Origin of the sequence: Nonomuraea purpurea, assembly GCF_042650645.1 — a bacterium.
Taxonomy (GTDB): Bacteria; Actinomycetota; Actinomycetes; order Streptosporangiales; family Streptosporangiaceae; genus Nonomuraea; species Nonomuraea purpurea.
In genome coordinates this window covers 71,191-90,631 of the sequence record NZ_JBHSBI010000011.1, presented here as the reverse complement: position 1 = coordinate 90,631, position 19,441 = coordinate 71,191, and the positions used below count along the sequence as shown (strand labels likewise).

At 67.5% G+C, this 19,441-nt stretch carries 14 protein-coding genes; 8 read left to right on the top strand and 6 right to left on the bottom strand.

Translation table 11 applies throughout. The features are described 5' to 3' along the window. Window positions 1-2 precede the first annotated feature (2 nt). Window positions 3-1,559, bottom strand: coding sequence for a serine/threonine-protein kinase (locus ACFOY2_RS22480; protein WP_379530038.1), 1,557 nt, complete (start codon window positions 1,557-1,559; stop codon window positions 3-5). 83 nt (window positions 1,560-1,642) lie between these two features. On the opposite strand from ACFOY2_RS22480, the gene ACFOY2_RS22475 reads away from it, so the two are divergent. From ACFOY2_RS22475 to ACFOY2_RS22460, 4 genes are all read left to right on the top strand, one after another. Beyond that, entirely contained in the window at window positions 1,643-2,533 is an 891-nt protein-coding gene (locus ACFOY2_RS22475) for a hypothetical protein (protein WP_379530037.1), read from the top strand. 390 nt (window positions 2,534-2,923) lie between these two features. Next, a complete protein-coding gene (locus tag ACFOY2_RS22470; RefSeq protein ID WP_379530036.1) occupies window positions 2,924-3,769 on the top strand; it encodes a peptidoglycan-binding domain-containing protein in 846 nt (281 codons plus the stop codon). Window positions 3,770-3,826: 57 nt separating this feature from the next. Next, the gene (locus ACFOY2_RS22465; protein ID WP_379530035.1) at window positions 3,827-4,717 is read left to right on the top strand and encodes a peptidase inhibitor family I36 protein; all 891 of its coding nucleotides are present in this window, start codon (window positions 3,827-3,829) and stop codon (window positions 4,715-4,717) included. A 34-nt stretch (window positions 4,718-4,751) separates the two neighbouring features. Next, entirely contained in the window at window positions 4,752-5,699 is a 948-nt protein-coding gene (locus tag ACFOY2_RS22460) for a SpoIID/LytB domain-containing protein (protein ID WP_379530034.1), read from the top strand. A 40-nt stretch (window positions 5,700-5,739) separates the two neighbouring features. Here ACFOY2_RS22460 and ACFOY2_RS22455 read toward each other — a convergent pair whose 3' ends face one another. The 3 genes from ACFOY2_RS22455 to ACFOY2_RS22445 form a co-directional block, all read right to left on the bottom strand. After that, entirely contained in the window at window positions 5,740-6,243 is a 504-nt protein-coding gene (locus ACFOY2_RS22455; protein WP_379530033.1) for an NBR1-Ig-like domain-containing protein, read from the bottom strand. 775 nt (window positions 6,244-7,018) lie between these two features. Continuing rightward, the gene (locus ACFOY2_RS22450; protein WP_379530032.1) at window positions 7,019-7,306 is read right to left on the bottom strand and encodes a hypothetical protein; all 288 of its coding nucleotides are present in this window, start codon (window positions 7,304-7,306) and stop codon (window positions 7,019-7,021) included. 291 nt (window positions 7,307-7,597) lie between these two features. Next, window positions 7,598-8,098 carry a hypothetical protein gene (locus ACFOY2_RS22445; RefSeq protein WP_379530031.1) on the bottom strand — a complete coding sequence of 167 codons (501 nt, stop codon included), beginning with the start codon at window positions 8,096-8,098 and terminating at the stop codon, window positions 7,598-7,600. 207 nt (window positions 8,099-8,305) lie between these two features. Between ACFOY2_RS22445 and ACFOY2_RS22440 the strand changes: the two genes are divergently transcribed. The 4 genes from ACFOY2_RS22440 (at window position 8,306) to sigJ (ending at window position 12,965) form a co-directional block, all read left to right on the top strand. Continuing rightward, window positions 8,306-8,854, top strand: coding sequence for a DinB family protein (locus ACFOY2_RS22440; RefSeq protein WP_379530030.1), 549 nt, complete (start codon window positions 8,306-8,308; stop codon window positions 8,852-8,854). 289 nt (window positions 8,855-9,143) lie between these two features. Continuing rightward, complete coding sequence (locus ACFOY2_RS22435) at window positions 9,144-11,297, top strand: CHAP domain-containing protein (protein ID WP_379530029.1); 2,154 nt, start codon at window positions 9,144-9,146, stop codon at window positions 11,295-11,297. 145 nt (window positions 11,298-11,442) lie between these two features. Beyond that, the gene (locus ACFOY2_RS22430) at window positions 11,443-11,916 is read left to right on the top strand and encodes a carboxymuconolactone decarboxylase family protein (RefSeq protein ID WP_379530028.1); all 474 of its coding nucleotides are present in this window, start codon (window positions 11,443-11,445) and stop codon (window positions 11,914-11,916) included. A gap of 56 nt (window positions 11,917-11,972) precedes the next feature. Continuing rightward, a complete protein-coding gene (sigJ, locus tag ACFOY2_RS22425; protein WP_379530027.1) occupies window positions 11,973-12,965 on the top strand; it encodes an RNA polymerase sigma factor SigJ in 993 nt (330 codons plus the stop codon). Between the two features lie 716 nt (window positions 12,966-13,681). Here the strand turns inward: sigJ and ACFOY2_RS22420 are convergent. Beyond that, entirely contained in the window at window positions 13,682-15,352 is a 1,671-nt protein-coding gene (locus ACFOY2_RS22420) for an OmpL47-type beta-barrel domain-containing protein (RefSeq protein WP_379530026.1), read from the bottom strand. Between the two features lie 114 nt (window positions 15,353-15,466). After that, window positions 15,467-19,393, bottom strand: a complete 3,927-nt coding sequence (locus tag ACFOY2_RS22415; RefSeq protein WP_379530025.1) for a ThuA domain-containing protein — start codon at window positions 19,391-19,393, stop codon at window positions 15,467-15,469. Window positions 19,394-19,441 lie beyond the last annotated feature (48 nt).

Genomic DNA, 19,441 nt, shown 5'->3' with positions numbered 1-19,441 from the left:
CATCACTCCTGGCTCTCTAGCACCGCCGCGACCCATCGGGCGGCGTCACGCGCGCCCTTGCGCAGGGCCTCGTCATCCCCGATCTTGCTGAGGTCGACGTACTTGATCTCGATCACGACATTGCTCAGGCGGAAGATGACGTCGTGCCGTTCCACCTGGCCCTTGGGGTTGACGTACTCGTAGCTGAACGCCTCGTCCCCGATGCCGTCGATCTCCTGGGAGGGGCTGCGGTTCTGCGTGATCATCTTCTCGACGCCGATGTCCGGCCACTTCCAGGTGATCCTCGACTCGGCCGCCGCACCGTTCAGTCTGTTGACGAACGTCTCCGAGGCTTCGTCCAGGCTGATCCCCCAGGCGCTGTCCACCTGCACCGGCTTCAGCGGGGTCACTGCGAGGCCGTTGCCGCGCGCTGTCCAGTCGCAGCCTTCCCCCTCGCGCCGGCCCTTGGTGGCGGCCTTCGGGACCAGAAGGCGCACCTGCGTCGGCGTCACGAGCGCGCATGGATTCACGGGGACGGTGAACCGCGCGACGGGTTCGGGGGTCGGTGCCGTCGGCGTCCGGACGGGGGTGGAGGTGGCGGCTTGCGCGTCCGTGTTCGGCGTGGGGGGCGGCGCGGACGTGGGCAGGAGCGCGACGGTGATGGCCACGGCGGCCACGGCCGCCGTCAGGCCGGCCCCGGCGAGGATCGCCCCGCGCCTGCCCCGCCTGTTCGGCGCGGGCAGAGGCGCCGTGGCGTCCTGGTTCCCCGCCACCCGCTGCAGCAGGAACGCCGCGGTCCGGGCATCGGGACGCTGATGCGGTTCGCGCGCCATCATCTGGATGAGCACGGGGCCGAGGCTCCCGGCACGCGTGGGAGTCCGGGGCGGCAGGGTCAGCGCGTCACGCAGGACCGCCATGGGGGAGGTGCCGGCGTAGGGGGCCACACCCTCCACCGCGGAGTACAGCGTGGCGGCCAGCGACCACAGGTCGGAGGCCGGGCCGCCGCGTTCGCCGCGGAGCCGTTCCGGTGCGATGTACCCGGGGGAACCGAGGAGCAGGCCCGACTCGGTGATCGTGGCCTGGTCCTCCAGCCGGGCGATGCCGAAGTCGGTGAGCACCACCCGCCCGTCGCCGGTCAGGAACACGTTGGCCGGTTTCACGTCACGGTGCTGGATGCCGTGGGCGTGCGCGGTCGACAGCGCGTCCAGCACCCGGAGCCCCAGCGCCGCCACACGTTGCGGGGTCCACGGCCCCTCGGCGGCCACCGCGTCCTTGAGGTCGCGGCCCTTCAGCAGTTCCATGACGATCCAGGGCATGGCGTTGTGGACGAGCACGTCGTGGATCGTGATGATGTTCGGGTGCCGTAACTGCGCGGCGGCCATCGCCTCACGCATCGACCGCTGCAGCGCCTCCTCGCGCTCGGCAGCGGGGAGCGAGTCCGGCATGCGTAATTCCTTGATCGCGACGTGGCGGTCGAGGAGTTCGTCGTGGGCCAGCCATATCGTCCCCATGCCCCCCTGGCCGAGTGCCGTCAGCACGCGATAGCGGCCCGCAACCCTTTCTCCCCGAACATCAGCCACACGGGTAACACTATTGAGCGCCGGTTTCAGTTCGCTATATTTCACGCTTTGACCGGTCCAGCTGTCCGAGCTTCGGAGCGAAGATGACCACCGCACCTCCTGTGCCTCCCGCCTCGCACTGGCCGGACCACGGCGGCGAGCAGCCGTCGAGCTCGACGCCCCCGGGCTGGGCGATATGGATCACGGCGGCGGCCGCGGTGGTGGCGGTGATCGGCGGCGGGCTCATCGCCGTACGGAACGTCGGCTCGCCGCCTCCTGCGGCGTCACCCCTCGACACGGGCAGCCAGGTGGAGTCGCCCGCCTCCCCGCCCTCGGGGCAGCCGTCGTCCCCGGGCCCCACCCTCGATCGTTCCACCGGACCCACGGATGACCCGGCCGAACCGTCGGCCTCCCCGACCATCACCTCCACCTTCCCGCCGTTGCAGGATGTGCCCGAGGTGTGCGACCTGCTGACCGAGAGCCTGATCGCGCGGCTCGCCCCCAAGGCCGCGTCGGGGCCGGGCGTCGCCAAGGACGGTTATGGCGCCAAGCGGAAGGACTGCGAGTGGCAGCAGAAGGGCTACAACATGAAGGGCGGCTACACCCACACGCGGTCGATCAGCGTCAAGGTCAACGTCTTCCCCGACCACGAGAAAGCCATGCGCAACGCCGACTCCGACTGGCGTTTGATGCGTTACTTGTCCGGGAGGAGCGAGGGTGACCCGCCCATCACGAAATACGGGGAGATCAAGCAGATCTCCGGCCTGGGAGACGGGGCCTGCGCGATCTACTCGGAAGGCACCCGCAGGCGTGAGGGGATGGCCTGGATCTATGTCGTCCGGGGCAACGCCACGATCGAAATCCGGTTCCGCGGCTCTGTCATCAAGGGACGCAGTGTTTTCCCGATGGAGAACAGCCGGTCGGTTCCCGAGGCGGAGCTTCTCAAGGGCGTGGAGGAGATCGCTGGAGAGGCGGTCAAGAACCTGACGGGGTGAGGCGCTGCCCCTCCGGCCGGCGGTAGCGGGGATCAGCGGGCGGGCAGCGTCCACTTCCCACCTTTGCAGGCGGGCGGGCCGAAGGTGAAACGGCGTCCACTGGCCGCAGGAAAGCATGTGCCGGCGTCCGGCGCCATGCCTGGATGAACGCGCCGCGTCGCCGCTTCCAAGGCGTTTCGAGCAGTTCGTGTCGACGTGGAAGAGGCCGCAGACCTGGCCGGTAGGCGTCTCGCTCGCCATCGGATCACCTGTCAGACGGCGCGTACGCCTGTACGGAAGAGCCTGTCGAACAGGCTGACAACACCGATCTTCTAGCGGACACGGTGGGCAATCGGAAACTTTGGATTCCGCCGCACCGGAATCGCCCCAGCCCCTGAACCAGGAGTAACGATGAAGCTGCCCTCGTATGCCGCTGTCCTCATGCCGGCCGTCCTGTTCGCTCCGCTGATCGGAACGTTCGGGGCGTCGGCGGCACAGGCGGCCGACGTCAGGGCCCTTCCGAGCGTGAACATGGAAGCCACCGTCAAGGCGGCCCAGATCGACCCGCGGCGGCCTGACAGCACGATGACCCCGGGCGCCAAGGCCAGCGTGCTCCTCGTTGAGCGGGCGCTGCGCGACCGACACTTCCTCGACGCGAAGTGGGTGGACGGCTACTTCGGCACCACGACGGTCGCCGCCTACGCCAAGTACCAGAAGTCGCTCGGTCTCACTGGGCTCGCGGCCAACGGCCTGCCGGGCAAGACGTCGCTCACCAAGCTCGGTGCCGGCCGCTTCAAGGTCACCGACGTCATCGACCCGGGCACCCGGGTGTCCACCGGGGCTTTCGTCATCAACACCCGCACGCGAAGCATGCTGGCCGAGGCGAAGCGACTGCTCGGCCGCGACCTCAAGCTGGATCAGGGTTCGTACAACCCCGGCGGCGACCCCACGTCCGTGGGCACCCACGACGGCGGCGGCGTCGTCGACATCTCGGTCAAGGGGATGAGTTCCGCCACCCGCACCGCGGCCGTCCGCGCGCTGCGCCTTGTCGGCTTCGCGGCATGGGTGCGTAACCCCCAGCAGGACGACTGGCCGTGGCACATCCACGCCACCGCCATCAACGACACCGACCTCTCCAGTCAGGCCCAGCACCAGATCGGTGACTACTACCTCGGCCTGAACGGGCTCGCCGGCCGTGGCCCGGACGACGGCCCGAAGGTGACCATCCGCTCCTGGGAGGAGTACCAGCGCCGCTGACTCCACCCTCCCGCTGATCATCCGAAACGCAGGTTCCGCAGACAGAAGGAGAACAGAATGACCACGCTCACCAGGATCCTCAGCGCGGCGACCGCCGCGATGGCGCTCGGCGGAACCGTCCTCGGCACCGCAGCACCCGCCTCGGCCGCGGACCGCGACGGCATCTGCCAGACCGGCGAGTTCTGCTACTACTTCAACAGCAACAACCAGGGATCGGTCTCGGACTTCACCGGGTCGGTTTCCGACTACTCCACCGCGCAGCCTTCCTGTTACGACTTCAAGGGAGCCGGCGCGGGCAAGGGCAAGTGCATCAAGAACTCCGCCGCCTCGGTCTGGAATCGCAGCAGCAAGACCGTCCGGGTCTACTTCAACAGCGGCTACAGCGGCACCTACCAGGACTTCGCCGCAGGCGCCAAGGGCAATCTGAACGCCACCCTCAAGAACCAGAACGCCTCGCACCAGATCGGCCCGTCGTCATCGACGCGCAGCAACATGTCGTCCTCGCTGTACAAGGCCGCCGGCACGATCACCTGCGGCTTCGACGGTTACACCACCACCTCCGGCCGGCACGAAGGCATCGACATCGCCCGCGGCATCGGCTCGAATGTTCACGCCCTGGTGGCGGGCCAGCTCATCAACGTCGCACGCGGATCCACCGGCAGGGCGGGACTTTCCACGATCGCCATCTACAACGCCGCGTCAAACAAGACGGTGATCTACCTGCACTCCGCTCCGCTGTCGTCCTTGCGCGTGGGCCAGCAGATCAGCCGCGGCCAGGTCATCGCCACCGAGTCGTGGCATGGAGTGTCGAGCCGTTCGTCCGCACACACCCACGTCGAGATGCGTCCCGGACGGCAAACGCGTGCGGCCAAGAGCGTCGGCGACTCCCGCCTGGAGAACCCGAACCCGACCTCGTTCTGGAACTCCCAGGGCTACAGCATCCGATAACGCTTCGCGGCATCTGACAAGAAGAGGAAGACAAGTGCCTTTACGAACTGTCAGGATGATCTCGCGGCTCGCCGCGGCGACCGCCGCGATGGCGCTCGGCGGGACGGTCCTTGCCACCGCTTCGCCCGCCTTGGCCGCGGACCGCGACGGTGTCTGCCAGACCGGCGAGTTCTGCTACTACTTCAACAGCAACAACCAGGGATCGGTCTCGGACTTCACCGGGTCGGTTTCCGACTACTCCACCGCGCAGCCTTCCTGCTACGACTTCAAGGGAGCCGGCGCGGGCAAGGGCAAGTGCATCAAGAACTCCGCCGCCTCGGTCTGGAATCGCAGCAGCAAGACCGTCCGGGTCTACTTCAACAGCGGCTACAGCGGCACTTACCAGGACTTCGCCGCAGGCGCCAAGGGCAATCTGAACGCCACCCTCAAGAACCAGAACGCCTCGCACCAGTTCGTGAGTTCCACATCACCGATCGGGTGCAAGACCGACGGCACGGACACCAAGTTGCCCACGACGATCCTCGTGTACCGGAAGTCCCTCGATCGCGTGGAGCGGGTGGAGTTCAAGACCTACGTCAAGAACGTCCTGCCCAACGAGTGGGTGTCGAGCTGGCCGAGCGAGTCCCTCAAGGCCGGGGCGATGGCCGTGAAGAACTTCGGCTGGTACTGGGCGCTGCACTCCAACCGCAAAACGCCGAGCGGCCAGTGCTTCGACGTCTACGACCACACCTCGAGCCAGGTGTACAAGCCCGGCTCCGCGAAGGCGGTGACGAGCGCCGCGGTGGACGCGACGTGGGGCGCCCGGCTGACTCGCAACGGGAAGATCTTCCGCGCTCAGTACTGCTCCACGACGACGGCGTGCGGCAACTGGGTCGACGGCGACTGGATGTCGCAGTACGGCTCTCGCGATAAGGCCAGAGCGGGCTGGAGTTACTCCAGGATCCTCCAGAACTACTACACGGGGATCGTTCTCGGCTCCTGACCGACTCCAGGTTCCCCGCCGTGGCATGCACGGCGGGGAACTAGGGTTCGTCGACGATGATCTGGAAGTTGATCGGCCGGCTTCCGGGGAACACGACCGCTCCCGAAGCGTCCACCATCTTGAATCGCACGTAGCACAAGCCCGGCTTCTTGGGCGTGGTGATGTCAGTCCGGATGTCGACTGTCTCGCCAGGTTGCGTGTCCTTGATCGGCACGTCGGGAATGGTCTGGCAATGATCAGCTTGCTGCTTGAGGCCGAGGCGCCGCAGCGAATATCCCTCCCATGGCACGGTCCCGGCGTTCTTGAGCCGCCATACCTTGGTCATGGTCGCTTCGGCGCCGACGCGCGTGCAGTCGGGGAGCGTGACGTCCGCGATGAACACGGCCGCATCGCCCTTGTACAGCGGCGGGGCCCAAGGCGGGTTGGTCGAACGCACCGGGCAAGCGTCTGGGGACAGCGCGATCGATCCGCTGCCGGACGAGTTCAAGCCGGGTCCGCTCGGCGTGGAGCCGTTGCGATTGACGGCGACCACGACGAGGACCACCGCCCCCATGACGACAGCCGCTGTCGCGAACGCGGCCGGGCGGGTCAGCCGTAATCGCCCTCTCTTCCCCGGTGCGGGAAGCAGAGGCTGGGCGTCGCTCGAAAGCTCCTCGGACGGCCAGGACGCTTGCGACCCGATGGCGGGGTGCGCGGGAGGAGGTTCCGCGGCACCGGTGGCGGAGCCTGCGAGTCCACCAGAGGGACGGTCTACCGAGGTGTCCGCGCGGATCGAAGGATCCCCGGCGCTCGTCGATCTGACCGCCAGGTTCGCTCTCTCCCAGCGTTCGCGATACGCGGCCGGGTCCGCGCCGCACGCCTTGACGAACTCGACGGTGGTCTCCCAACTCGGGAGCCGGTTACCCTTCGTGGCTTCGTGCACCGTTGTGTGGGAAATTGCCCCTGACCGGCCGGACATCTCCCGGAAAGGGGGGTTACCAACAGAGTTGCGTAACTCCCGCAAGGTCGCCGCAAAATCCTCGATCGCCTCCGCCCGTGCACGCCTGTCGTCCACCGTGCGAAGGTAACAGCACCCACGGTCCTCACTCAACCAGAACCGGTATCGGCGCGAGGCCAGGCGGGATGCGGCATAACACCGGGCGGCATTCTTGGGCATTTCCAGTGCGGACAACGCATGACGCCGCGCCACTATTCGGTAGCGGACGGCATTGATTTAACCCGTAGGTTCCGCATGGTGATTGCTGTGGGGCACGGTGTGGATGCCGAGCGTCAACGTGGCGGGGTGCGGCCCGCTCGGCCGCACCCCGTCTGGGCGTTCGTCAGGCGACGAAGACGCTGCTGCCGAGCACCTGAGTGGTGCGCCCGCCGGGCGGGACGACAGCGATCACCTGGCCCGTGCAGTTGTGCCCGTTGTAGACGAGTGCGTACTCGTTGGTGTTGTTGTGCAGGATCAACGGTCGTATGCGTGGCTCAATGCAGCCGGAGGGATTCTCGACGACCTGACCCCCGGCGAATATGAACTCCCCGTGGGCGGCCTCGGCGGTGGCGGGCGCAAGGATCAGCGCTGCCGTGGTGAGAGTGGCGAGTGCGTGGACACTGCGTCGCATGATGGGCTCCCTGTTCGAGACGAGGCGGTGTTCCCGCCGTTGCGATAACCCATCATGCACTCTCTGTATTCGTATAACTACTCAGTGTATGGGCGTGTTGGGGAATGCCGACGGTGTTCGCGTATCACCAATGGCTGGGGTTCTGGAACGAGCAGCACGCGCGGCACGGCCCGGGGCGGTTCGCGCCGGGTGGGCAGCAGGTCCCACCGGGCGACGATGGCAGCCGGGGTGAAGGTGGCTTCTGTGAGGCCGAACGGCTCTCCTGTGCGGCGGTCGGCGCTCACGCTGAGCTCACATTCGCCAGAGCGCGATGGACTGGACGTTGTTGTCAAAGCCCGGGGCATGAACGGCTGGACGATGCTGTGCGCGCCTCGGGTTGCGGAAGCCGGTCCCATAGTCCAGGAAGTTCGAGTCGTTGTGGATATTCACCGCGTTGCACCCGTTGCCGGTCAGGAACGAGGAGGCGCGATTGTTCCAGTGGCCTAGATCTTTGATGCGATATCCAGCGAAGTCGCAGAGAAGGTCGAAGAGTCGGATGATCACCGTGGCGTTCGCGAGCACTTCTGGGAATTGACGTTTCCGTCCCTGTTGACCATGATGGCGCAGTTTTCCTGCGCGCCGACCTGCTGCTGGTTCTGCGCGTGCGCCGATGGGACGGCTATTATGCTCGCGGCCCCGATGGAGGCCGTCAACGTTGCAACCTTCGCTATGGTGCGAGCTTTCATGTTCCTCTTCTTTGCATTCATAATGTGCTCCGTGCGATGCGGCAAATGGCTCGGAACTCGCGTCCACATGAACACCGCACGAGAGACTCTACAAGCTGACAGAATGGTTTTCGTTTCGTCAATTCTTTAAGTGTTTGACTCTTGCCGATTCGTCCACGGCAGGCCCTTTATAGAGATGACGTCTGTAAAGACGGGCGCCGACCTAAGGTGATGCGCCGCGGCTTCGGAGGCTTATCCCGGTGCGGGGCGCCCCGCCGAAAGCTAGGGTTCCCGCATGTCCGAGTTGGAACGGCTGCGCTGGCAGCTTGACGTGTCGTGGTCGCTGTTGTCCTTGCACCTGGACCAGGTGACCGACGAAGAGGCCCTGTGGGAGCCTGCCTCGAACTGCTGGAACGTTCGCCGGAAGGCCGACGGGACGTGGGCGGCGGACTGGGCCGTGCCGGAGCCCGAGCCGATCCCGGTGCTGACCGTCGGCTGGGTGATGTGGCACATCGGATTCTGGTGGGGCCACGCTCACACCCGGTGCTTCGGGGAACCCGATGCGGTGACCGTGGCCCTCGACTGGTCGGAGGCCGCGTCGCTGACGCCGTGGCCCGGGGATGTCGCGTCGGCGATCACATGGCTGAACGAGTGCCGCGATCGGTGGAGCGGCGCGCTGGAGTCACTGAGCCAGGAGGAGTTGAACTCCACCGACCGCAGCCGCTGGTTCGCCGATGGATCACTCTCTCTGGGCCATGTGCTCGCGTGGGCGAACATCGAACTCATGAAGAACGCCGCGGAAATCGGCATCGTGCGCCATCTGCGCCTTGCGGACCGGGACTGACGAGTAGTCGGCGGAGGCGCCCTGCCGACTGGTACGGGCGCCGGGATTTTGGTAGATCTTTTCCTCGAATCGCCCACTAGGCGACACATTGGACATCGCCTCTGACCTGGCACTTTACCGTCCAAGGGGGATCTTGGCCTCTCTTGGGGTGCACTTGACCTGCGGAAACGGCAAGCTACCCTCGCCCTATCACAGGTTTCCGGTTTGTTCACATTGATCCAGTGATTACCAATTTTGTCAGGATCTGTGTGCATAAATCCGGTCTTGTTCGGGAGGTCCCCTCACTTCCATGACGCCAGAGATTCAGAGGTTCATCGAACTGCTCCAGAGCCAGCTCGGCTATGCCGGCAAGGGCGCGGCCACCAAGTTCGGCGAATGGTACGGCAACAACGTCGAGTTCGACGCCGACTACAGCTCGGCCCCGTGGTGCGACATGTACCTGTCGTGGGCGGCCCACAAGCTCGGCTACCAGGAGTGGATCGGGCAGTTCGCGTGGACGGTGGCACACGCGCGGTGGTTCAAGGAACACCATGCGTGGGGGAAGGCCCCGAAGCCCGGCGCACTCGTCTTCTTCGACTGGAGCGGCACCGGCCAGATCGACAACATCGACCACGTCGGCGTCGTGACGAAAGTGAAGGGCGACAAGATCTTCACCATCGAGGGCAACACAGGTGGCGGCGTCGTGGAGCGCAAGGAACGCGACACGAACAGCGTCGTCGGGTACGGCTACCCGGAGCGCGTCAAGTCCCGCCTGGACGAAACCGCATCCGGCACCCAGCAGGTCAGTCAAGGCGCGGCCCGGCCCCCAGGCGCCCCGGCGCAGACCGACGACCGGACCAGCGAAGCCCGGACCGGCCCGCACCCGCCCCGAGACCAATCCGCCGACCAGAACCCCGAGGCATCGCGCGACACCCACATGACCCAGGAACAACCCGGCCAAGGTCGCTCCGACACGCGGCCAGACGCGAACACGACCCGCGAACAACTAGCCGATCGCCCACCCCACCAGCCACCCGGCGGCCACACGGGCAAAGACCGGCCACTCGGTGGGCCGCCTGGCGAGTCTTTCGGTGGCTCTCCCGGCGACAATCCCGCCCAGGGACTCCAGACCCCTCAGTCCACCGACGACCGAGGGCCCCAGGAGGGCGACCCGTCCACCGCTGACCGTCCAGGTAAGGACACCGCAGACGTCCCGCCATCTCACGGAAAGTCGACGGGCCCCCTGAGCCCGGACACCAACCAGGACGACTCCCACTCTGCCGCACCCCCCACACACGCACCGCCCCAGGCTTCGGACTCACCGCCCGACGCGAGCGCCCCGTCCCCGAACTCTCCCGACAACCCGACAGCCACCCCGACTTCCGACACATCGACCTCCACCCCGACGCCAACGGCCAGTCCGACTTCCGAAACACCGACCTCCACCCCGACGCCAACGGCCAGTCCGACTTCCGAAACACCGACCTCCACCCCCACGGCCACCCCGACCTCAGAAACACCGACCTCCACCCCCACGGCCACCCCGACCTCAGAAACGCCGTCGGCCACAGTCACCCCAACGCCAAGCCCCTCCGAGACGCCTCCCACAGCCACCGCGACCCCAACAACCTCCGACACGCCGGCCGCGTCGGTGTCGCAGACGGCTGCGGAAACCACCGCTCCTTCGCCGTCGGCCGATGCCTCCGCCTCACCCGAGCCCGAGCCGACCCCCTCTCCGAGCGAGGCGGCGACCACGTCCCAAGCCGAGGCGACCCCCGCCTCCACCTCCTCGCCGACCACCACCCCATCCCCGGCCGAGCCGGTCGCGTCCACCGCAGCCGAGCCGGTCCCCGACCAGGCCACCGATGCCGCGTCGCAGGCGCCCGGCCCCTCGGTCACGACCGCCTTCCCCACGCATCTCCAGGCGTCGGTGTCCGGCCCGCCGGCGAGCTTGTCCACTCCGGCGTTGATCACCTCGGCTGTGGTGGCCGTACTGGCGCTGTTCGCGGTGTTCGCCGTACTCAAGACCCGCGCCCGTGCCCGCGCGGCCGCCTCCGCGTACGCCGCCCCGAGCCTGTCCATGCCGGTCGCCCGTCACGACGTCGCCGAGCCCGACGAGAGCTCCCTGTGGAGGCGAGAGCTTCTGGAAGTCATCGAGGCCGCCATCGCCCTTCCGCCATCTGGCGAACAGGACGGCGACTCACCCGACCGGCAGGAGAACCGGCGACCTGACCCCGAACCGAGGGAGCAGGACGTCTTGACCGAGCCGCTGGAGGCCGTCATCGACACCGGCACGTCAGAACGCATCGTCATTCCCGAAGCGACGACCCCGTTCGACGCCTTCACCCCGGCCCGGTCCACTGACCAGGACACTCCCGACCCGACCCACCACGGGCACGGGCCGAGCGGTGAGCACCACGACGGCGATGAGGACGGCACCACCGAGAGGCCCTCGACCCCCTGACACGGGCAAGGCTCAGGCCCGCAACCGTCGTAGCGCGCCGGGATTCGCGAGTGGGAGACGTAGGTCACATTCGGCTGGCTGTGACATCTCGCCGGGCTGTTTCGTCGGTGGGGGTGTAACAGCCAACACGGCAAGGGAGAACAGTGTGGACGCCCGTCTCAACTTCCTCGGCAGCCCGATCGCGGCGAAGCTCCTGAAGCATGTCCTGTCCGCGGGCAAGGTCGTGCATGATTCGACCCTGTCAGCCACGACGCAGGAGCTGGTGGCGCTCCGCATCAGCCAGATCAACGGCTGCAGCGTCTGCGTCGACATGCACACCAAGGAGGCCGCGCACGCGGGGGAATCCTCGGTGCGCCTGAATCTGGTCGCGGCGTGGCGGGAGGCGACGGTCTTCACCGAGGCCGAGCGGGCCGCCCTGGAGCTGGCCGAGCAGGGCACGCGCATCGCCGACACGGCCGGTGGCGTCACCGACGAGGTCTGGGCGAACGCCGCCAAGCACTACGACGAGGACCAGCTCGCGATCATGGTGGGACTCATCGCCATCATGAACACCGTCAACCGGCTGAACGTCATCACCCAGCAGCCCGCGGGCGCATACCGGCCCGGCCGGCACGGATAGCGGCACCGGGCCGCATCAGGCTGTTCGGAGGGCAACGCGTCAAATGTCACAGTTCGGTGCGTTGTCTCGTCGGACTGGTGAGGGCATTTGCGACCAAGGGAGTCAGCAACATCATGACCACCCCATCCGAGCCAGGAGACGGCCGGTTCGATCCGGGCCTGAGCGCGATCATGAGCGAACGGCGCCAGCTGATCAATCTCGCCTACCGGCTCCTGGGCTCTCTGGCCGATACTGAGGATGTCGTCCAGGAGACCTACGCCCGCTGGTACGCCATGACCCGGCAGCAGCAAAAGGCCATCGAATCGCCCGGCGCCTGGCTCACCACGGTCGCCAGCCGCATCTGCCTCGATCTGCTCGGCTCGGCACGGGCCCGGCGCGAGAGATATGTGGGCGAATGGATCCCGGAGCCGCTGCCCGATCCTACGGAGTGGAGCGACGGGCGGCCGGGCGGCAGCACGGTCGACCCGGCCGACCGGGTCGCCCTTGACGAGTCGGTCAATATGGCCTTCCTCGTCGTGCTCGAAGCGATGGCCCCGGCCGAGCGCGTCGCGTTCATCCTGCACGATGTCTTCCGCTACTCCTTCGCCGAAGTGGCCGAGATCGTCGGTCGTACGCCGGCGGCATGCCGCCAGCTGGCCTGGTTGGCCCGCCGCCGTATTCACGCGTCTCAGGTGCCCGCGGCACCGACGGCTCAGCAGGCCGGAATCGTCAGGGACTTCAAAAAGGCATGGGAAGCCAAGGACATCGACGCTCTCGTCGGCCTCCTCGACCCCGACGCCACGGGGACAGCCGACGGCGGTGGCCTGGTCAGCGCCATGCTCCGCCCGATGGAAGGCGGCGAGCGGATCGCGCGCGCCTTCGTCGCCATCGCCGGCCTGACACCCGACCTGGCGATCCTGGAGCGTACAGTCAACGGCCGGCCGGGTCTGGTGGCCCAGCAAGACGGCGTCACCGTGGTGGTGCTGGCCTTCGACGTCGCAGGCGAACGGATCAGGCGCATCTGGTCGGTACTGAATCCCGAGAAGCTCCGGCCTTGGACGACGGGCTGACCCGCGGGCCAGGCCGCCGCGGGCGCCCTTACGCCGGGCGTCTCATGTTCGACCAGAGGGCTCGATCTCGGATCAGGAAAGGGAGCAACTGATGACCAAAACGGAGTAGGGAAGGGGTTCGCTGGCTGGGAGGGTTGCGGTCGTGACCGGGGCGGGTGCAGTGGGGGTGCACCGAGCCGCGCGGGGAGAAACCGCTACGGCCTCTCCCCGCTCTTCATCGACCCAGATCACCTGTGGAGGGCTGAAGCGAAGTTACAAGCCCGCGCGCCTGCAGGCCTCCTGGGCATTCGCCCAGGGGTAGAACGGAATCTCGTCTTGGATGCGGAGGGCGCAGGTGATGAGCCACCCAGCTCTTCCCGCGTTCGCCTGGCCCCACTTGCATGTGTCGATGACGCCCTGATCTGTGGCGCTGGGGCCGCCGATGTAGGCGAGGCACTGCGCCGCAGTTGCTTGCGCGGGTGCTGACATGACTGAACCGGAAAAGATGCATGCCGCTACGCCGACGGTGGCGAATGTGATCTTTCTAAGTATCCGTGGCATGGCTCAGTACCTCTCTCGTTCGTGTGCTTGAGGTCAGCGGTGTGACACCGCACTTCACCCTCCATCACCGAAGATCGCGAGGCCAGGACAGCAGCCGGACATATGGCGGACATTCCAGGGAAACGCACCGAGACCGGCGGGCGGCTTTCGAGAGGGAGGCCGCCCGCCGGCTGGGTTCACGTGTCCTTGCAGCCCTTGCCCTTGCCCGGCTTCGGGCATTCCGGGCCGGGCGTCGCGGCCTTGACCAGCATGAACTTGGCCGTGCCGACAGCCGAGGTGTTGCCGGCTTTGTCAGTGGCTCGGTAGGTCACGGTGTGGGCGCCCGGCTGGCTGACGGCGAGGGGTTGCGCGTACGCCGCGTACGGCTGGCCGTCGAGGGAGTACTCCACCTTGGCGACCCCGGACTCGGTGTCGGTCGCGGTGAGCGTCACCGTGGCGGAGCCCACGTAGTTCCAGGCCCAGTCCATGTTGCCGGTGATCTGCGCCGTCACCTGCGGCGGGGTGGTGTCCTGTCCCGGAGGAGCCGCCACGGTGAACGTCACCGAGCCCACCGGCGAGGTGTTGCCGGCCTTGTCCGTGGCCCGGTAGCGCACCGTGTGCGCGCCTGCCTTGTTGACCGACACCGGAGCCGAGTATGCCGTGAAGGCGCCGTCGTCCAGGGAGTACTCCACCGTGTCGACCCCGGACTGGGTGTCGGTCGCGGTGAGGGTCACGGTCGCGGAGCCGATGTAGTTGCCGTCGTCGTCCCGGTCGCCTGTGACCTGGGCGGTCACCTGCGGGGGAGTGGTGTCCTTCTCCTGCTCCGTCACCACCGTGAAGGTCGTCGTGCCCGGGTCGGAGGTGTTGCCGGCTTTGTCGGTGGCCCGGTAGGCCACGGTGTGGGCGCCCGGCTGGCTGACGGCGAGGGGTTGCGCGTACGCCGCGTACGGCTGGCCGTCGAGGGAGTACTCCACCGTGTCGACCCCGGACTCGGCGTCGGTCGCGGTGAGGGTCACGGTCGCGGAGCCGACGTAGTTGCCGTCGTCGTCCCGGTCACCTGTGACCTGGGCGGTCACCTGCGGCGGAGTGGTGTCCTCTCCCGGAGGAGCCACCACCGTGAAGGTCGTCGTGCCCGGGTCGGAGGTGTTGCTGGCCTTGTCGGTGGCCCGGTAGCGCACCGTGTGCGCGCCTGCCTCGTTGACCGACACCGGAGCCGAGTACGCCGTGAACGCTCCGCCGTCGAGCGCGTACTCCACCGTTTCCACTCCGGACTCGGTGTCGCTCGCCGTGAGGGTCACGGTCGCGGAGCCGACGTAGTTGCCGTCGTCGTCCCGGTCACCCGACACCTGCGCCGACACCTGCGGGGGAGTGGTGTCCGTGCCGCCGCCGTCGGTGACCACCAGCTCGCCGACCATCTGGCCATGACCGGGAATCGCGCAGAAGAAGCGGTACTTGCCCGGAGTGAGGTTCACCTGCGCCTGGTGCCGGCCGCCGTTCGCGTCGAAGGGGCTGGCGATGATGTTGAGGCTGACGTCGTGGTTGTAGCCGGGGGTGGAGACGTCGAAGGTCAGGGTGTGCGTCATGCCGGTGGTGTTGCCGGTCGCCGCACTGTTCTCGAAGACGATGGTGGTGGGCCCCGCGGTGGCGGTGTCCGGCGTCGACTTGTAGGCGGTCATGCTGTTGTCGGCCGTCCAGGTGAGCACCTGGTCGGCCTGGGCCGTCAGCCGCATGCGGGGCTGCGCGTCGGCCTGGACCGACGCCAGGAAGAGCGCGGGAAGCGCCACGGTCAGCAGCACCACGGCCAGGCCCGGCGCCGTGGCGGCGGCTTTGAACGTCCTGCGTAAGGCATGGATCAAGCGGACATGCATGGGATCGATGCACCTCTCAAAGTCTGCGCGCGTGCCGGCGGGCGGCACGCTCCGGCTGGGGTGGGGTGCCGGGCGGGGTACGCACCCGGCCCGGCACCCGGCCGATGGAGCGGCCTAGAGTTCGCGCACCCGGATGTTGCGGAATTCGATCGCGTCGTTGTTGCCGTGGTTCTGCAGCCCGACGAACCCGCTGATGAACTGGCGCAGGTCCGTGGGCGGGTCGCCGGCGCGGGACGACGTCTTGCCCGGCGTGTTGTCGAACTCGTTGATCACCTTGCCGTTGCGGATGATCGTGTAGTGCTGCCCGACCACCCGGACCTCGTAGTCGTTCCACGTGCCCTTCGGGGTGACCCCGGCCTTGTCCAGGCCCGTGGCGGCGAAGTTGTAGACGGAGCCGGTCTTCTGCGGCTCGCCCGTGTCGCCGTCGTAGATCTGGATCTCGTGACCGCAGAAGATCGCGACCCAGGCGGGCGACGTACGGGCCGAGCCTGTCGTTCCGCAGCTTCCCGCCGGACGCTGCTCCAGCGGCGTTCTCGGATCGGGGAAGCGGACGAAGACTCCGCTGTTGGCGCGGAGCGCGTCGGGCGCGACGTCACGGAACTGCAGCCTCAGCGAGAAGTCGGCGTACGCCTTCTTGGAGTACCACAACATTCCGAGACCGCCGGTGGCGCGGATCGTGCCGTCCGGCTGCAGGTTGAACTGTCCCGACGGGGCCTGCGTCCACCCCTGGAGCGACTGCGCCGTCCCGTCGAAGAGGGGCTCGTACCCGTTCGTCTTGCCGATCTCGGACTGGGCGGCCGCCTTCTTGAGCGCGGACGCCTCGCGGCTGTCGATGACGCCGTCCTTATGGGCCTTGTTCACCACGTCGTTGAGGTGGCTCATGAACTCGCCGTGGTTCTTCCAGTCGCGCTCGTCGTCGATCAGGTCGTTGAGCGTGCAGCCGCCGCCGGCCACGCGGTTGGCCACGCCGGTGTCGGTGTCGAGCAGCCGGACCGTCGGCCGGGCGTCGGGGGCGGTGCATTCGACCTTGACGTCGATCGTGCCGGTGGCCGCCTTGCCGTCGGCGTAGGTGACCTTCAGCGTCGCCTTGTAGGTGCCGAAGTCCTTGTAGGCGTGCGTGGGGTTCGCCTCCTTCGACGGCCTGCTGCCGTCGCCGAAGTCCCACTCCCATGACACGCCGCCGGCCTTCGTGCTGGAGAACGCCATCGTCCTGGGGTCGCTCTGCCGGAGGGGACGCGCCACGGCCAAGCTCGGGTTCGGCGTCGCCGGACCACCCTTGTAGGCGACGCGGATCAGCTTCTGGTTGGAGTGGAGGCTGAAGAATCCGCCGGCGTAGTCGAGCATGTAGAGCGCGCCGTCCGGCCCGAACTTGGCGTCCATCCACGACTGGAGCTGGGTGTTGCCGCCGCCGCCCGGGATGATCTGGCGCAGGTCCTCGCCGAACACGGGCCGGCCTGCCTCGGGCACGGTCTTCGGGTCGACGCTCACGGCGACGCGGTTGTTGCCGTTGGACTCGTCACCGATGAACCACTTGTTCTCCCAGTACGCCGGCCACGCCACACCGCTGTCGGTGTCGACCTGGGAGCGATGGTAGGTCGGCCCCGACATGACCGCCTGACCGCCGCCCTTGAGGTAGGGAATGGTGAAGGTCTCCTCGCCCGGCTTGTACGTGGGCAGGCCGCTGCCGTCGTCCCGCTTCGGGTAGACGGGGCCGCCGCCCTGCGGCGAGTACCAGATCATGTTGGAGCGCGCCGGTGGGATGTCGACGAGGCCGGTGTTGCGCGGAGAGGTGTTCTTCAGGTTGTCGCAGTCGTACCAGTCGGCGGGCTGGGTGGCGTCGACGTTGCTGCGGTCGCGGTAGGGCTGCTTGTCGCCCATGCAGTACGGCCAGCCCTGGTTGCCGGCGGAGGTGAGGATCGTGGCGGTCTCGTACTTGGCGGGACCCCACGTCTCGCTGGGGCCGCCGGCGTCGGGACCGACCCATCCGGCGGTCAGCCAGTTGTTCACGTTGTCCCAGGCGATGCGCGCGATGTTGCGGACGCCCATCACCCAGATCTCCGGGCGGGTCTTGCCGCCGCCCTCCTCCTTGCCGGTGAACAGGTTGCCCTTGGGGATGGTGTAGGTGCCGTCGGGCTCCGGGTGGATACGGAGGATCTTGCCGTTGAGGTCGTTGGTGTTGCCCGAGGTACGGCGGGCGTCCTGGAACGAGACGCCCTTGTAGTCCGCGGTCCAGTTGTTGCCCGAGTAGCCGCCCGAGCCGCCGGAGGAGTTGCTGTCACCGGAGCCGATGTAGAGGTTGCCGTCCTTGTCGAAGGCCATGCCGCCACCCGCGTGGCAGCAGCTGTGGATCTGGGTGTCCCACTGCAGCAGGTCCTTGCGGGTGCCCTGGTCGATGCTCTGGTCGGCGGCGTCGTAGGTGAACCGGGAGACCGTCCGCTTGCCGATCCGCTTGTCCCTGTCGATCGACTCGTGCGGCATCCAGTAGGCGTAGACCCAGCCGTTCTGCTCGAACTTGGGGTCGAGCGTGATGCCGATCAGGCCTTCCTCGTTCTTGACCAGTTCGTCGCCGCTGCCGCGGTTGCCCATGACGGCGAGCGTGGTCAGGAGCTTGACCTGCTTGGTCTTCGGGTCCCACTGGTGGATGGTGCCGCAGCCGAGGCCGACCTTGGGGTCGTTCCAGTCGACGATCGGGCCGGTCGTGCAGGCGGCCTTGCCGATGTAGAAGACCTTGCCGTCCGGGGCGATGGTCAGACCGTGGGGCTCGCCGATCTGGTCGAGTTGGCCCTGCTTGTTCTGCGCGGTCAGCCGCTCGACGGTGTAGTTCGAGGCGATCGTCGCCTGGCAGTCACCGCGCACCAGGCCGGCCGCCCACTGGATGGCGCCGCCGAGGTGGCTCAGGAACTGCGTGTCGCCGGTGTAGCTGGCCTTGGTGCCGCCCATGCCGGTGTAGAAGGACCGGCCGCCGTCGTAGTCGCGGCACCACGAGACGGGATGGAACGCGCCGTTGCCGTTCAGGCCCTCGTCGTAGGTGTTCTCGCCGACCTGCGCGACCGTGTGGACCTTGCCCAGCGGGTTGGGGCTCCAGTTCATCCACGTGTCGGTGCGCTTCACGGTGAAGGGCAGCCCCTTGTTCGCCGGGTGCTGGCGGTCGACGAGGTCGACGACGGCCTCCTGCGGCTTGCTCTCCGGGGGCTCTCCGGCGGTGGGGCCGAACAGCCGCAGCTCGGCCAGCTGGGTCAGGGGCTCGCCGCTGTTCGCGGTGATGGTGAGCCGGTAGTACTGGTAGGCCGTGCTGTTGTCGAAGGTGTATTCCTTGGTCTGGAACCGCTGGGGGAAGCTCTCCCCGCTCCGCTTGTCGAGGTCGGTCCAGTCCGTTCCGTTCTGGGAGCCTTGCAGGGTCCAGTCCTTCGGGTCACGTCCGGGGAAGTCGTTGGCGGACGTCAACGCGTAGTGCGCGATCGCGACCGGCTTTTCGAGCTTCCCCTGGACCCATCCGGTCGGTGTCCTGGCCAGCCACTTGGTGTCGTTGCTCCCGTCGAACAGCTTGTCCTTGGTCTCGTTCGGCGGGTTCTCGGCGCTGGCGGCGCTCTCCACCACCTTCTCCGGCGGGGGGAGGCTGCCGGCGGGGCGGGTGCCGATCAGCTCGGTGAACCAGGCCGAGTCCGTCTGGGCGCGCGCGGCGTCGTGGACTCCGACGAACCCGCCGCCGTTCCTGACGTAGGCCTGGAATGCGGCCAGCTGGCCGTCGTTCAGCACCGCGCCCATGGCGGACAGGAACACCACGCCTCGGTAGCGCGCCAGGTTGTCGGTGGTGAAGACCGCCGGATCCTGCGATGCGTCCACGGAGAAGCCGTTCTTCCCGCCCAGGTCCTTGATCGCCGCCGCGGCCTGCTTGACCGGGTCATCCTGCTGGTCGGCGGGACCGTGGAAGACCAGCACGTTGACAGAACCCTTTTCGGGCGGCTTGGGGGCGGCGGCCTGTGCTTGGGCGGGCAGGGCGACGGGGGTCGCCAGCCCGAGGATCAGGGCGGCGCTCGACATCGTGATCAGTAAGCGGTGCCAGACGGGTCGTCGGGGCGGTAAGAGGGC

Bases quoted from the DNA above. Each gene is read 5' to 3' on its own strand.
- ACFOY2_RS22420 (WP_379530026.1), bottom strand. From the start codon at position 15,352: ATGCATGTCCGCTTGATCCATGCCTTACGCAGGACGTTCAAAGCCGCC.
- ACFOY2_RS22470 (WP_379530036.1), top strand. From the start codon at position 2,924: ATGAAGCTGCCCTCGTATGCCGCTGTCCTCATGCCGGCCGTCCTGTTC.
- ACFOY2_RS22435 (WP_379530029.1), top strand. From the start codon at position 9,144: ATGACGCCAGAGATTCAGAGGTTCATCGAACTGCTCCAGAGCCAGCTC.
- ACFOY2_RS22415 (WP_379530025.1), bottom strand. From the start codon at position 19,393: ATGTCGAGCGCCGCCCTGATCCTCGGGCTGGCGACCCCCGTCGCCCTG.
- ACFOY2_RS22450 (WP_379530032.1), bottom strand. From the start codon at position 7,306: ATGCGACGCAGTGTCCACGCACTCGCCACTCTCACCACGGCAGCGCTG.
- ACFOY2_RS22440 (WP_379530030.1), top strand. From the start codon at position 8,306: ATGTCCGAGTTGGAACGGCTGCGCTGGCAGCTTGACGTGTCGTGGTCG.
- ACFOY2_RS22475 (WP_379530037.1), top strand. From the start codon at position 1,643: ATGACCACCGCACCTCCTGTGCCTCCCGCCTCGCACTGGCCGGACCAC.
- ACFOY2_RS22465 (WP_379530035.1), top strand. From the start codon at position 3,827: ATGACCACGCTCACCAGGATCCTCAGCGCGGCGACCGCCGCGATGGCG.